The sequence below is a fragment of the Catonella morbi ATCC 51271 genome, assembly GCF_000160035.2.
Taxonomy (GTDB): Bacteria; Bacillota; Clostridia; order Lachnospirales; family Lachnospiraceae; genus Catonella; species Catonella morbi.
Genome location: NZ_KI535372.1, coordinates 25269 through 41043, shown reverse-complemented (window position 1 = coordinate 41043; position 15775 = coordinate 25269). Strand labels below are relative to the sequence as shown.

Here is a 15775-nt window from a genome sequence, read left to right as displayed (position 1 = left end):
CAATTTTCTCAATATTTTTAGTTGTGGTTTTATTGCCATTTCTGATTCCCATCTGAACATAGTAAGTTGGATCAATGGCTTTTGTGTTATATCCTAATTTCATAGAAATATTATATCACACTTTTTAATAAAATACAACAGTTACAACAAATATATTATTTTAATTTGACAAAGAAATATATTAAAAAAAGCCCATTTTTCAATGGACTTGATGATTTTGAGCTATATATTACAAGGCATTAACTGTTGAACTCCCGGGCTATAGCCCAGGAAAACGCAGCTACAACCGAAGAGGCGGCATCAAGTGTGGAAAGCCAGACACAGGCTATTGAAGATATATCAAAAGCCAGTGAAAACCTTGCAGATATAGCAATGGAACTTCAAAATGAGGTATCTAAGTTTACATTATAAAACTAAAATTAAATTCTGATTACCTGCCAATCAAATCCATCCGCTTGTATAGGGGTGGATTTTTTATCCGAGAGATTTACATATTCTTAAAATTAACAATAGAAAGTTGTAACAAAATTGTAACAAAATACAAAATTTGTAAAAAAAGACTAGATTTTTACGATTTGTAATGATATAATGATGACTGAAAATTCTGATATATTATTTAATTGCCAAATCATCTAAAACATCATCATTTAAAAGACAATGTTTGACAGATATTTGACTTAATATGCCGTATTAATCTGAAATTTGCGACAGGATGAAATAGTATGGAGGGATTTATTTTTATTTAAAAGGAGGCTTTATTTCAAGGATGAAACAAAATAAGGAGAAAGTCGGAAGTGTAGGTATAAAGGTGGGAATAATCATTTCCATTCTTTTACTTGTTATTCTAGGATGTAAATCAGTGTATGACTCAACTACTTCATACAATCTTGCTGTCAAAAATCATGAAAAATATGAAAGAAAGAAATTAAAAAGTCTGGCAAGAGGAGTTGAGGGAAGATTTAAAAAGGCTTATGAAACAGGGGCTTCGCTTGTGGCTGTTGCTGAAGCGGCTATAGCTGCTGACGGTGAAACTGAAATGAGCAGAGCATCACTTATCGATATAGTTAAAAGTATTTATCTTACCAACCCTGAATTATCAGGTTTGGGAATATACTTTGAACCAAACGGGTTTGACGGAAAAGATGCTTCGTTTGTAACTTCCGAGAATAAAACAGGAGCCATGGTGGCGTATGTCTACGGAAAGAAAGGAAGTCTGAGTGTTAAGACATCGGACTACCATATAGGAAAAGAATGGTATACAGAGCCTGTCAAGACAGGAAAGGTTAGTTTACTGCCACCTTTAGAGTCATCCTCAGGGGAACTGGTAGTGACCTATGCTATGCCTATAATGGTTGATGGGAAGGTAGTAGGTGCTATTAATGCTGATGTAGGTATTGATGATATATCAGATAAGATGGCAGGGGATTCGCCTGAGAATAATGAGCATGATTTTACTGTATTGCTTACTGATACAGGAGTTATTGCAGCACATTCAATAGAAAAATCCAGGGTGATGAGGAATGTAGTCGATGAAAACCCTAAGGTAAAAGAATATCTTGCTACTACAAGCAGAAATGAAGAGGTTATAGTAGACGGAGTTTCTCAGCTTACAGGTAAAGAATCAAGAATGATATATGTTCCTGTAAAAATAGATGGAACAGACAGTTACTGGGCAGTTGAGGCAATTGCAACCAAAGCATATTTTGTAAAAGATGCTGCGAACGGTGTTGTAATAAATATAGTTGTGAGTTTATTTGCCATCATTATTATTGCAGGTGTAACGTTTATTATTCTTGATAAGATGGTATCAAAGCCTTTGGAATTACTTTCAATAGCTATTAAGAAGTTTGCGGACTATGATCTTGATATAAGCAAGGAAGCTGAAATTGTATATAGCAGAGGATATCTAAAGGTAAATGACAGGGTAGGTATGACAATGCGCGCTATGGGCGAGCTGAATAAAAACCTTGTTGAGATTATAAAAGAGATTAATGCTCATGCACAGACAACTGCGGCGACTGCAGAAGAGCTTACATCAACAGCACAGTCTACTGCCGACATGGCTTCAGATGTAGCCGGAGCTGTAGAAAATATAGCTGAGTGTGCTACAAGTCAGGCACAGGATACTCAGAATGCAGCTGTTTCAGCGGAGAATTCAGGCAGATATATTATGGAAATGATTGAAACCATCAAAGAACTTGCTGAGGCAACAGATATAATTGATAAATGCAAGAATGACGGTAATGCAACCCTTAAAGAACTTGTTAAGATTACTGATGAGAATAGGGAAATCTCAGGGAAGGTAAGCAGGGTTATAGATGAAACCAGCCAGGCTACAGAGAAGATTTCAAGTGCATCGGAAATGATTCAGTCAATTTCTGACCAGACTAACCTTCTTGCTCTTAATGCAGCTATTGAGGCAGCAAGAGCAGGTGAAGCAGGCAAGGGATTTGCGGTAGTAGCAGATGAGATAAGAAAACTTGCAGAGCAGAGTGCGGGCTTTACAGCAGAAATCAGAGCAGTAATTGATGAGCTGAAGGTTAAGGCTGAGTCAGCCGTAAGTATGATGGAAGATTCAAGCAAGATGGTTATTTCACAGAGTGAAAAGGTTGACGAAACCAGTGAAAAGTTTGATGAGATATCAAGGGCTGTTGAGAATTCAAAGACCATTGTAACAACAATAAATGAAGCTTCTAAAACTATGGAAGCTGAAAACAGTAATGTAATCCGTATAATTGAAAATATTTCAGCAGTTGCTGAAGAAAATGCCGCTTCAACAGAAGAGGCAGCAGCCAGTGTAGAAACTCAGACTAAAACTATAGAAGATATATCACATGCAAGTGATAATCTTGCACAAATCGCTATGGATCTGCAGAATGAGGTATCTAAGTTCAGGTTGTAATATTAGATTTATAAAGTCCATTCGCTTACATTGGGATGGACTTTTTACTTGTAAAAATATTTTAAACATAGTATGATATAGGTATTAAATTTATTTGTACCGGAGCGGTTTGTATGATGAACAGCTTAATTAATCGGAGGGAAATTTGTCGAATATAAAACTTATTAAGGTTATAATGATTTTTGTGGCAATTGTTGCTTCTACAGTTGTAGTGTCTGCTTGCGGAAAGAAGTCCGATACTGCTTCCGGAAGTGAATCAAAAGAACAAAGCCGGACAGATTCAGCGAGTTCGGGGGCAATTAGTGTGGAAATACCTCCTATGAGCAGCAATGGGGTTATGTATGGAATAATTATAGATGCTTCAGAGAAATCTATGATTTTGCAGAGCGATATGGGCACAACAGTGAAATTCGGCTTGAATAAAGATATTGATATCACCGGAGCAAAAGAAGGAATAGCTACAGGAGCAGCGGTAAGAGTTGAGTATGAAGGTGAGTTTAACGGGAACTCATCTAAAAAAGTTAAAATCAAGAAGATAACTGATTCGGAAAAACTTCCGAATCTTGATAAATCTGCCCTTGCAGCAGCAGGAGCAATAATCTTAACTATAGAAAGTAAGGATCAGAGTACGCTTGCAAGACTTTGTGAGTATCCGCTGGTTTTTGATACAGGGAAGGAAAGAAGGATAGGAAGTGTACAGGATTTCATATCTATTAAGAAGAGTGAGGTATTTACAAAAAGACTTGTAAATTCGGTATCAAGAACCAATTTATTTGTCACCAATGCCTACAGTGACGGATTTTTACTGGGCTTATCCGAGCCTAACATAGTAGTAAACAGTACAAAGAATGGATATCTGATAACAGGTTTTCATTATAAGTAGACCACAATGAGGGATAAATTTTGTCCCTAAGAGGAGCGCTGAGTTGAATTTTATTTTAAAGGAATTGACTAAAAAAGAAATTTTATCATTATATAAAAGGTTTCTGACAAAATTTTTTAGCGGAAATGATGAAAGCTTTCTTATATCAGAGGCAGCCGTAAGATGGTTAATTGCAAGAAACCTCTGCAGCTGTTATGGGCTTTATGATGATAAAAGACATTTACTTTGCTTCGGATTATTTATAAATGATGCGGAAAAAAGGGTAATGCTGTTAGATTATTTTGTGGTATTAAAGAAATACAGGGGGTATAATTACCCTGAGATATTTTTTGAAATGCTGACAGAAATGCATATTTTTGAAGAAGAAACAGCAGATGACGAAAGTAAAGTACTTGGGATTTTTATAGAGCTGGCAGGGGTTGGAGATATGTCAGCGAAGGTATTGGATAAGAGGCAGAGAGAACTTGAGTTTTACAGAAAGCTGGGAGCTTATATAACGGATATTATACCGGAATTTTCGGATGAAGAGTATAATATTTTGTTTCTGCCAATCAATGCCAGGCTGTCCAGGTCAGAGCTGAAAGCGGAATTTTTGAATATATACAAGGAAATTCTTCCTTCATTTAAGGATAAGAAGAAATACATAATAAGATTAACAGAGGAAGTGGATGGTTTGATATGAAAATTTCAACTAAGGGAAGATATGCGCTAAGGCTGATGGTAGACCTGGCAGAACATAAAGAGAGCGGCTTCATAGCACTTAAAGATATTGCTAAGAGACAGAATGTTTCAAAGAAATATCTGGAACAGATAGTTCCAGTTTTAAATGGGGCGGGCCTGCTTACAACCAACAGGGGAAACAGAGGCGGATATAAGCTTTCAAAAGAACCATCTGAATATACGGTCGGAGATATTTTAAGAACTACAGAAGGAAGTGTGGCGCCTGTCAGCTGCCTTGAAACCGAAGTTAACTATTGTGAAAGGAAGGATTGTTGTCAGACACTTTTTGTATGGAAAGGTTTATACAAGGTGGTTAATGAGTATCTTGATAGCATTACCGTACAGGATATACTGGATAGAAGCAGTGCTGAAAATGGAAATTATGTGATTTAGGGAGATAATTTTTATGAAGAAGATGAATGAAAAAGCATTTTTAAAAGAATTCCGGGACTTGCTCGCAATAGATTCAACTACCGGACAGTTCAGGGAAATCCATAATTATATGGTGAAAAAAATTAAAGATTTAGGATATGAATGTATTGAGACAAGGAAGGGCGGAGTTTTGGCCTGTCTCGGCGGAGAGGGAGAACCGCTTGTAATTACCGCTCATTTGGATGATATAGGGCTTATGGTACGCCATATAAATAAGGACGGAACTCTTATGGTCTGTAAGGTTGGCGGACTTCACGCTGAGTCGGCACTCGGAGAGAATATAAGGCTGCATACAAGAGACGGTAAGATAATAACCGGAGCAGTGCAGAGGGATAGGGCTTCCGTACATGTAACTCCCGATAAATATTTTGAAATAGCCCCTAATTACGAAGATAACGTAGTAGTTGTACTTGATGAGGATGTAAGGACAGACAAGGAGACTGAGGCACTCGGAGTACAGGTGGGTGATATGATTGCTTTAGAGCCAAGGTATATGTATTCAAACGGCTATATAAAATCCCGTTTCATAGATGATAAGGCACAGGTAGCCATTCTTATAGAAATAATGAAGGCTGTAAAGGAAGAAGGGCTTAAGCTGAACCGCAAGGTATATATGTATTTTGCCGCCTATGAGGAAATAGGTCATGGAACTTCCTGGATACCTAAGGATGTAGTTGATGTGCTTGGTGTGGACATAGCCTGTGTAGGCCCTGAGCAGACTACGGATGAGAGAAAAGTAAGTATATTCTGCAAGGATTCCCGTTTCCCATATCATTATGAATTTAATGATGAACTTATAGAAGCTGCTAAAAAGGCGGGGGTAGACTATGTGCTTGATATTTTTACTCCGCACTATGGTTCTGACGGAGATACTTCCATAGTGGCAGGACATGATATTAGACATGCCTGTGTCGGGCCGGGTACAAGAGCCACACATGGCTATGAGCGTTCCCACATAGACGGCATGAACAATACTTACGCACTTATTCTTAGCTATATAACAGAATGATATGATACTTAGAAACGGAAGAGATATACCTGATATTGGTTTCGGAACGTGGAATATACCCTACGGAGAAGTATGTGAAGAAGCTGTATTTGAGGCGATAAAAGCAGGATACAGGCATATAGATACAGCAGGAGCCTATGGCAATGAAAGAAGCGTAGGGCTTGGTGTAAAGGCGGCACTGCGTGAAGGAATAATAAAAGACAGGTCTGATATTTTTATAACAAGCAAGCTTTGGAATACAAACCGCAATTATAACAAGGCTTTTAAGGGATTTGAAAAGTCTGTGCGCAATCTTGATTTAGACTACATAGACCTCTATCTGATACATTGGCCGGCAAATTCCAAGAAATATAAAAATCCTTCAGAGGTAAACAGGGAAACCTGGAGGGCATTTCAAGAACTCTATGAAAGCGGAAGGGTAAAAGCCATAGGTGTCAGCAATTTTCTGCCTCATCATATAGAAGAATTAAAGGTAACAGCCGGGATTTTACCCATGGTAAATCAGATTGAACTTCATGTAGGCTATATGCAGGAAGAGGTAGTGAGATATAATAAGGCTAACGACATAGTAACCGAAGCCTACAGCCCTTTAGGTACAGGAGCCTTGCTTGACAATGAAACTCTGCTTAAAACAGCAGAAAAATATGAAACAACGGTTTCAGTGATTTGCCTTTCATTTTTAAGAGAAAAAGGTATAATTATACTTCCCAAAACTGTTTCGCCTAAGAAAATGAAGGAAAATCTGAGATTTATAAAACTTGAAGAAGAAGACCTGAGTTTGCTTGAGGCTCTGCCTTATATAGGCGGCCACGCCCACAATCCCGATGAAGTAGAATTTTGAGGGAACAGATTAATGAAAACAAACCATCCATTATATAAAGTGGGTGGTTTGTTTTAAAAAGGTGTATCGGAGGCAAATATCAGGCAATTCTGTCTTTCATTTGCAGGCGTATCAGCCCGACATTTATGAAGCTGTGTATACTTAAAATGTTGTTTAATATAGGCCATTACTGAAAAGAGAGGATAGGCAGCATTTCCGGAGATGGCGGTAATCATATTTACGACATAAACGCCGCCGGGATTGAGCCGGTTCTTTATAACTGAAACCGCTTCAAAACTCATAAGCCCCTCTGCGGGAGAATCAGAAATATAAGCATCATTAAAAATTACATCATAAGTCTTTGGAGTAGTAGCCAGATATTCACGACCGTCCATCACATAGATTTTGAGGCGCTCGTTTTCATATAGATTATATTCGTCAAAAAGTTCATCAAGATAAAAATATTTAAAAGCAAGTTCAACCATCCCTTCGTCTATTTCAACCACGTCCATAGTCTTAGCGGGATAGTGGCTGATAAGGTACTTAGGATAGGAGAACCCCGCACCCCCAAGCATAAGACAGGTGTTAAGCTCTCTGCTTAGATTAAATACATCATTGAAACAGATTGAATATTGGAATACAAGGTCATTCCTATGCTCTTTTTGGTTGTAGGTTGCGGATTCTCTGGCACCATTTACGAGAAGAAGGCGAATAGATTCGCCTTCTTCCGTCTTGTCCACTATTTCCAAGTCATTATTTCCGTAACAGTTAGAAAAATAGACCACTTTTCCGTTGTCAAATAAATGTTTGAAATTAACCATAATAATCTCCGTTATTATTATCCGGGTTGTTATTAAAGGAACCTGTAATATCGTCAACAGAGCCGTTTTTGATAGCCAGATACAATTCTGCATCTGTAGCATATATGTATGGGAATACATATACAATACCTGCTATATTAAAAGTAATTCCTGAAAGAATCCACCATAGTATAAAACTTAAATCCAGCACAAAGGCATCGAACTTCTGACCATTCATCATTTCTCTGGAAAGAGTTATAGCATCATCGGGATCCATATCAGGATTGTCAGCAAGTATAAATGGAACTAAACGGTAGGAATAGCCCTTTATTATCCCCGGTATGGCAAAAAGCAAAGACCAAAGAAAAAGATATACATGCATAAGAAACATCGTTTTTACTATATTTGCGTAGTTGGTCTTAAAAGCCCAGAGAAGAGAGCTAAGTCCGGAATTTGAATAATGATTTTCTATAAAAAACTTCTGTACTCCAACATTTAGTGGATTGAAAACAAATATTGAAAGCAATATTCCTATTACTCCGACAATAACGATAATTCCAAGAAGCATGGTTAAAAAGGCAATGAATTCCTTGGATATATTACCGGAAGCAAAGGAAGAAGCACCTCTATTGCCGGCGGAAGAAGTACTGAAAGCTCCGGATATAAAAGCAAAAATTAAAGATGCAATAACAACATTCACATAGTTTTTCTTAAGCGCAGCCCGGGCATTTGTTTTAAGCATAGCTCTTGTCCACATAAAACCCTCCTACAATTTTATTTATAGGAATAATAATATAACAAAATGGATAAATATTCAAGAAAATGTTCATAATATTTCTTAAGATTATGTGACAAAGAGGGGAATTGATGTAAAATTATAATAGTATTACTAGGGTGTTAATGAGAAAAGTTATCATTAATGTGTTCAAAGTGAAAAATTTTATGTTTAATTACTATAAAAAGTAATAGTATTTAAAAAATACTGTTGAAATCTTACAAAGAAGATGGATGATGATATTTTTAAGAGGTTGCACTTTTCCTATTGAATTGCTATGATATTATGGCTTATCGTAATGAGGTTAGATTTCATTATCGCTAATTTGATAAGCAGAAACTACTAAATTATTTCACCGGGAGGAAAGATGAGAAAACTTAAAAGAAATATAGCGGCAGCTATGATAATGACAATGTCGCTCAGTATGTTGCCGGTACAGTTTAACCCTACTGTGGCAAGTGCGGCACAGACTAAGAAGGTAACAGTAAAGAAGGCTGAGATTACCGTAAACAGCAATAAAGGTATTAAAAGTGCATTAAAGAATAAAAGTATAAAAAGAATAATTTTAAATGCAGTTTCAGCAAAAACTTTAAGTATACCAAAGGGAAATTACAAGGATAAAACTTTGTTTATATATGCGGCTGAAAAATCAAAGATATATATTTCAAAGGGAGCTAAGTTTAAGAAAATAATATATCTCGGAGCTGTTAAGAATACAAGTCTTGTACTTGACGAGTCCGGAAGTAAGATTGAAATTGCATCCGGAACTGCGCTTAATATAAGCGGTAAGGCGGCTTACGCAGAGCTTACATACAAGGCAGGTTCAGAGTCGGCTAAGGTCACATCTAAGGTGGACCTTATAGTAGAAAATAAAACCAAGAAGACTGTTAAGCTGGTTATTGCAGACAAAAAGGTAACTGTTAAGCCCGGTGAGAGATACGCTAATGAAAATTTAGATATAGAAGATGATGAGACAGCACAGGGTGCAGCTAATGTAGATGTGAATGAGGACAATGCTTCAGGCGGAAGCGGAACTGCCGGAAATACAGCGGGTGGTAACACAGGCGGAGGTTTTGCAGGCGGTGGTTTTGCCGGAGGCGGATCATCCGGCGGTGGCGGAAATGCAGGCAATAATGGTGGAAATTCATCCAACAATGGCGGAAATACAGGTAACAATGGTGGAAATTCATCCAATAATGGTGGAAATGCAGGTAATAAGGTTGGAACAACCAAGCTTGTAAATGAGACAAGAACCAAGATTATTGATGCTACCGGTTTCCTCAGATATGTAGTTGTAAACTTTGAAAAAGGATACACAAAGGATAATACTGCTACCTATGTAGATGGAGTGGATATTACAAGCGAGCTTACTCCTGTTGATAAAGAGGGTACTCTTGTTAAATGGGAAGTAGATAATCTTAATCCGGCAGAAGTAAAGGTTGTAAGCAAGACAGATAGCAAATTAAACCAGATTGTTAAATTGAACAGAGATGCTGATGCGGGTGAGGTTGTAGCTCCTGTACTTACTAAGGAAGCTAAGTCACCAAAGTACATTATAGGATATGGAAAGGTTGCTGTTTGGGATTATTATCTCAGCAATTATGATGACGAGGGAAAACTTCGTTATAAGCCAAAATCGACCACTTTTGACTTAAACTTAAAGGCTACAAGAAAGCTTACCGAAAGACCTTATTATACAGTTCCTGCTGTAGAAGAGGGTGATGTTCAGGTTCAGTTTAACTATACTGATGAGGCAGATAAAAAATGGTTTGACGGTATTCAGCCTAAGGGTGCACTTCAGTTAGTATCTGATAATGAAAACCAGACAACCCTTAATAAGGAGCTTGTTTATACAAAGTCATTTAAAGAGCATAACGGAAAAACTGTAGCGGTTCTTACGACATCAACACAGCAGGTAAACTTTAGAAACAGAGGTTACTATAGAATCAGAATCAAGTCTGATGCAAGCAAGGCTGTTATGGTTCGTGTTAAGGTGGAGGGCAGAGAAACACCTGAGTTCCTCTTAAAAGAGCCATCGGTACAGTCAGGTAAGAACCTTCATTTTGCAGTGAAGAATGTCACAGTCGGACTTGAGAGACCTGTTGAGAAAGCAGAACTTATCCTTCCTACAGGTGAAATAAAAACACTGAGGCTTATCGGTGATTACTTTATGTTTAATGACCTCTTTGTACTTTACAATGATGTTACAAGGGGAAAAGAAGAGGATGGAACAAAGGGAGTAAACAATATTCCTTACAACGGTAATTATACTCTTAGAGTACATTTCCATAGCTATAAAACAGTAGATACGGTATTCAGGGTAACTGACGGAAAGGATATTGAAAAGAAGGAAGAGAAAAAGAACGCTGATAACAGAGTTATGACTATGGGCAGCAGGTCAAGTCTGTTGTCTGTTGACGGAATGAGATTTGATGCAGTAGCAGGAGCTACCAAAGTAGGTACAACTCCGGGTGACAGCTCAAGTGGTGGCGGAAATGCTATATCTGCTAATATTATTTTCAACACAGACCTTGTTGCCAATGCAGAGATTTTTGAAAAACTCGGAATCGAGAATGCTTATGCAAAGGGAATAGTGGACAGATTTGAAAAGGATATGACAAACTTTATTGCTGTCTACGATGAAGAAGGCAAGGTGTTCTATGATTGGGCATATTATAATACTGCAGTAAATACAGCAAAAACAAAGGGTAAGTATTTAACTTTCTCCGAATATGTAAAGACACCTAACGTAAAGACAACCAATAGGCTCACAAGAGTTAAGGAAGTGCTTGAAGATAACCTTCTCGGTGAGCTTGTAATGGACGGAAGCTATCTTGGAAAACCTATGGAAGGTTTTACCTATCCTAATGGCAATAAAGTTAAGGAAAATGAAGAATTAGTTGTATACGCTGATAAAACCTATCTTTCAAAGATTAAAGTGTTACATAACCAGTATTATACAACTCACTATGACGGTACTCAAAATGGATATTCTGTAAAAACTTCCGATTACAGAGTTGACAATGACAAGCTTATTATTAAAGGCAGTGCATTTTTCCGCGATCAGTACTTAAAAGAATATAATAAAAAACTTACAATTACAGTTTACGCAGATGGTTATCAGCCACATACTGTTGAAGCTATTGTGTCAAAAGCGGATAAAAAACCTGAAGGACCAAAACAGCCTGAGGAGCCAAAGAAACCTGAAAATCCGGGACAGGGTGATAAGAAACCTGAAAATGGATTGAAGAGCCTTGTAATTAATAGCGACAAACTTCATATGACCGGTGATAATGGTGTTCTTACAATTGGTTCCGGGTTTGCTGTTGAAAATGCGAGAGAGTGGCTAAAGAGCATTACAGGAATTACCATGGATGGTGTTAAGTATACCAATAAAGGAGAGCTTGGCTTCTTTGGTAATTTGGAAGATAACCAGTATGGATTTTCCTTCGAAATGCTAAAAATACGCAGACCTAATAATACAAAGAAATCTGTGGAACTGGTTATAGAATCAAGCATTTACAAGAGCTATACTATCACATTTAATAACAGCTCTCCATATTCGGCGGATATAATCAAGATGGAAGAGACTAAAACTGCAAACACCGGTGATAACAACGGAAAGCAGGAGAATGAATTAAAAAGCCTTGATATTCCTGAAGGAGCGGAACTTCGCAATGGAAAGAATTTTAATGAAATTGTAATTAAGTCTGATTTTGGTGCAACAAATGCAGAAGAATGGATAAAAAATATTACTTCTGTTACTGTAGACGGTAAAGCATATGAGAAAAATACTACCGGTATGTTTGGTGGTGCAGGAACCAATAAATATGGAGTAAAATCCGGTGAGTTAACAGTCGGACTGTCTTATAATGCAATAGAGAATCGTCCTATGGTGATTGAATCTACAGGTTTTAAGACCTATACTTTTATACTTGACACCAGAAATCAGTATGATCCAAAATTAGTTAAAATTGTGGAAACAAATGCTGCTTCAGCACCGAATAAAGATGCGGAAGACGGAACAAAGAATACTGAGCCTGCCTTTACCGACCTTAAGTTTAACAGTGCCTTTGGGGTTCATGAACTTTATATAAATCCTAAGCGTGAAGATCTTCTTAAGGCTTCCGCTGTGAAAATGTCTGTAAAGGGAAGTGACGGTTCATACAAGGAAATAGAAAACAGCTCATTTAAGATGAAAGAAGGACATATTCAGATTAGCGATCTTAAAACCAGCAGATATTCGACAGCGATTGGCAATATGCTTGCTGAGGGTGATAACGATGTAAGAGTAGAGTTTGACGGTGTTAAAGAACCTGTTGATATTGTGATTGTCAGAACAGGAAAATACAGCATACGTCTTACATTAAAAAAATAGTATAACTCAAATTCAATTAGAAATAATTAAAACAAATAACTCCCAATTGTATAAGGATCGGGAGTTATTTGTTTGTTCGGAATTATATTGCGGGTGGATATATTTATGTCAAAAAGTCTTGATTTGTGGGAATTATTTCGGTTAACATAATTTGTATTGTAAGTTATCGGCTTTTCATTTAAAATATTAGAAGAGCTTTGTGTGAGTAAAAACTATTTAAAAAATATGATAAAGGCAGGTAAGATTATGTCAAAATACAAATATTTACTTTGGGATATAGATGGTACTGTACTTAATTTTGAAGAAGCCGAAAAAGCGGCTATCAGAACTTTGTTTGACAAGTTTCATCTGGGCGAATGTTCGGATGAGATGCTTTCACATTATATCAAAATAAATAAAAAATACTGGAAACTTTTGGAATGCGGCAAGATGGAAAAGGAGAGAATTCTGGTAGAAAGATTTGAAGAATTCTTTGCAAAAGAAGGTATAAGGACTGATGAGGTAAAGGAGTTTAACAAGGAGTATCAGCTTGCCCTCGGTGATACAATAGTATTTAATGATGATGCCTTGGAAATAATTAAGGCTCAGAAGAAGAACTGTAAAATTATTATTGTAACCAATGGTACCGCCATCGCACATAAAAAGAAGTTAGAGCGTTCAGGTCTTGATAAAATTGCGGATAATATCTTTATTTCAGAACTTGTAGGTTTTGAAAAGCCTAATATACATTTCTTTGAAAAGGTAATAGCTGAGGCAGGAATAGAGGATGTAAGTCAGGCGGTTATTATAGGGGACTCACTCACAAGTGACATTCAGGGAGGATGTAACTCAGGAATCGATACCTGCTGGTACAACCCAAAGGGTGAGATAAATGATACAAATCTCATCCCTACATATACAATCAGAAATTTACATGAGTTGGAAACAATAATTTGAGTTTAGGGATAAAAATGCTATATTTAATATAATGATACAAGTGTCAAAAGTATAAAAATTCGATGCAAGCTTGCTTGCAAGAGAATTTATTATCTTTTGACACGCAAAAAATATGAGTAAGTAGTCATTTTTTGTAAAAAAATGAGCGGATTACGAATATTTTTGCAAGGATTGCGTGAGGTGAAGCCGAAGCAATCCTGTATCATTGGGTGTCAAATACTTTTGACACCCACATCATATAATTGCTGTATACATTAGTATGGGTGTAAGCGGAGATTTTAAAGTACTTAACATACTATGAGGAGGGATTTATGAGGATATTGATATACGGTGCCGGGGTAATAGGCTCATTGTATGCAGCCCTGTTTGCTAAGACCGGATATGATGTAAGCATTTATGCGAGGGGAAAAAGGTTAGAAGTATTACAGACTAAAGGACTTCTTTATCTTGAAAATAAAAGTATAAGGAAGGCAAATGTTTCTATATGCTCCAAATTAGAGGATAACGATATTTATGATTTTATTTTCCTGACAGTCAGGGAAAATCAGCTTTATCAGGCACTGGGGGAATTGAAAACGAATAAGAGCAGATGCATAGTTACTATGGTAAACTCTGTTGATGATTATAGCAAATGGGAACAAATCTGTGGAAGGGGGAGAATTCTCCCGGCATTTCCGGGAGCGGGAGGCAGCATTGACGGGGATATACTTGATGGTGCTCTCACTCCGGGATTGATACAGCCGACTACCTTCGGAGAAAATTCTGGAATAAAAACAAAGAGGACAAGAAAGCTTGCGGAGATATTAAAAAAAGCCTGTATTCCTTACCGGGAAGTAAAGAACATGCATATCTGGCAACTTTGCCATTTGGCTATGGTAGTGCCGATTGCAGATGCATATTATGAGGCAGTTAATCCCGGGAAAGTCGGAGATGAAAAAAACATAATGCTAAAAACAGCAAAAAGATTAAAGAGAAACTTTTGCTTTTTGAAAAAAGAGGTGGGAGAGCTTTCACCGGGGAAAATGAATGTCTTTAGGTTTATTCCGTTGAATGTACTGGCATTCGCCTTGAAAATTATTTTTAACAGCAGATTCGGAGATAAGTTTATGTATAGGCATGCAATGAAGGCACAGGATGAAATGAAGCAATTACATAAACAATTTTATGCATATCTTAGGAGGAGAAAAAATGGGATTATTTGATTTTTTGGAAAAGAAATACTCCGGTTGGGCTTTGGAAGCTGACGGGGAAGAACAAGGGGGATTTACAGTAAAAGATATAGAAAATCACCTTGACCGTATAGGCAGAGGTGAAGAAGAATTTATCATTATAACGCCGTCATCACCGCTTAAGACACGCAGGATAGGACGTGTGTGTAGTTTTGTGCAAACTTGTCAGGATAAGAATTTCGGCTATTTTCATTTAGAGATAGGTACGGTAAGAGCAGGACAGGAAGATGAAGTCTTGATTTACGGAAAGGACGGATTTACAGGAGAGGAATTACTTAAGATAACTAAAAAGATTCTTGATAGCAATGCAATTCCGGATATAGAGGGCTGGGAAATTGTACTTGATATGAGGACTGAAGTAGATAAAGAAACATATAATAAAATAGTAAGCTTGCTTACAGATAATAAGACTGTTATTTCTAAATTGGCAAGATGTTTTGATTCTCCAAAGACGTATTTTGATGAAAATGCAGAGCGTTATGATGAGCGTTGTATAGAAGCGGACGAAGAGAAAGATAAGATTGTATGGATAGCTATAGTTGATGAACTGATAGAGAGCGGAGACGTTATAGAACTTGACTGGAAAGAGGGATTTGAGGAATTTATAGCTCAGATGAAAAATTTGGCAGATAAAAATAATCTGGAATTGCAAGAGAACCGGCTTAAAAGGGGGGTGAATATTCCCGACTGGTGTGAAATTCTGGATGAAGAATGGAACAGTCAGGGCTTTTGCGTAGGGGCCATGGATATAGACAGTGACAGCTTTGTAATGTTTGTTTGCAGGAGAGAAACTTTGGAGAATCTTATGGGTTTAGGAAAAAAGGTAAATCAGCGATTTGATTTTGCAAAAAATATGTGAGAAGAAGAGACCTGTGCCCCAAGATGTGAATA

The 15775-nt window shown here is 37.2% G+C and carries 12 protein-coding genes; 10 read left to right on the top strand and 2 right to left on the bottom strand.

Going from position 1 to position 15775, the window contains the following annotated elements; all coding sequences use genetic code 11:
* Positions 1-766: 766 nt before the first annotated feature.
* The 6 genes from GCWU000282_RS15615 to GCWU000282_RS15590 all read left to right on the top strand — a co-directional run bounded on the left by GCWU000282_RS15615 (position 767) and on the right by GCWU000282_RS15590 (position 6787).
* The gene (locus tag GCWU000282_RS15615) at positions 767-2902 is read left to right on the top strand and encodes a methyl-accepting chemotaxis protein (RefSeq protein WP_023356176.1); all 2136 of its coding nucleotides are present in this window, start codon (positions 767-769) and stop codon (positions 2900-2902) included.
* Between the two features lie 145 nt (positions 2903-3047).
* Positions 3048-3785 (top strand): hypothetical protein, encoded by a 738-nt coding sequence (locus tag GCWU000282_RS15610; RefSeq protein WP_035041479.1) that lies wholly within the window; start codon positions 3048-3050, stop codon positions 3783-3785.
* 43 nt (positions 3786-3828) lie between these two features.
* Positions 3829-4467, top strand: coding sequence for a hypothetical protein (locus GCWU000282_RS15605; RefSeq protein WP_023356174.1), 639 nt, complete (start codon positions 3829-3831; stop codon positions 4465-4467).
* A complete protein-coding gene (locus tag GCWU000282_RS15600) occupies positions 4464-4898 on the top strand; it encodes an RrF2 family transcriptional regulator (RefSeq protein WP_023356173.1) in 435 nt (144 codons plus the stop codon). The genes GCWU000282_RS15605 and GCWU000282_RS15600 overlap by 4 nt, the downstream gene beginning before the upstream one ends.
* A gap of 13 nt (positions 4899-4911) precedes the next feature.
* Complete coding sequence (locus GCWU000282_RS15595; protein ID WP_023356172.1) at positions 4912-5946, top strand: M42 family metallopeptidase; 1035 nt, start codon at positions 4912-4914, stop codon at positions 5944-5946.
* A gap of 1 nt (position 5947) precedes the next feature.
* Positions 5948-6787, top strand: coding sequence for an aldo/keto reductase (locus GCWU000282_RS15590; protein WP_023356171.1), 840 nt, complete (start codon positions 5948-5950; stop codon positions 6785-6787).
* Between the two features lie 53 nt (positions 6788-6840).
* Here GCWU000282_RS15590 and GCWU000282_RS15585 read toward each other — a convergent pair whose 3' ends face one another.
* Together GCWU000282_RS15585 and GCWU000282_RS15580 are read right to left on the bottom strand one after the other, a co-directional pair.
* Positions 6841-7587, bottom strand: coding sequence for a spermidine synthase (locus GCWU000282_RS15585; RefSeq protein ID WP_023356170.1), 747 nt, complete (start codon positions 7585-7587; stop codon positions 6841-6843).
* Positions 7580-8323, bottom strand: a complete 744-nt coding sequence (locus GCWU000282_RS15580; RefSeq protein WP_051384220.1) for a DUF975 family protein — start codon at positions 8321-8323, stop codon at positions 7580-7582. The genes GCWU000282_RS15585 and GCWU000282_RS15580 overlap by 8 nt, the downstream gene beginning before the upstream one ends.
* Before the next feature lie 385 nt (positions 8324-8708).
* On the opposite strand from GCWU000282_RS15580, the gene GCWU000282_RS15575 reads away from it, so the two are divergent.
* From GCWU000282_RS15575 to GCWU000282_RS17250, 4 genes are all read left to right on the top strand, one after another.
* Positions 8709-12719, top strand: coding sequence for a hemoblobin-interacting domain-containing protein (locus GCWU000282_RS15575; RefSeq protein WP_023356167.1), 4011 nt, complete (start codon positions 8709-8711; stop codon positions 12717-12719).
* 201 nt (positions 12720-12920) lie between these two features.
* Positions 12921-13655 (top strand): YjjG family noncanonical pyrimidine nucleotidase, encoded by a 735-nt coding sequence (locus GCWU000282_RS15570; RefSeq protein WP_242828981.1) that lies wholly within the window; start codon positions 12921-12923, stop codon positions 13653-13655.
* Positions 13656-13966: 311 nt separating this feature from the next.
* Positions 13967-14857, top strand: a complete 891-nt coding sequence (locus GCWU000282_RS15565; protein WP_023356165.1) for a ketopantoate reductase family protein — start codon at positions 13967-13969, stop codon at positions 14855-14857.
* A complete protein-coding gene (locus tag GCWU000282_RS17250) occupies positions 14844-15743 on the top strand; it encodes a DUF6630 family protein (RefSeq protein WP_242828980.1) in 900 nt (299 codons plus the stop codon). The genes GCWU000282_RS15565 and GCWU000282_RS17250 overlap by 14 nt, the downstream gene beginning before the upstream one ends.
* Positions 15744-15775 lie beyond the last annotated feature (32 nt).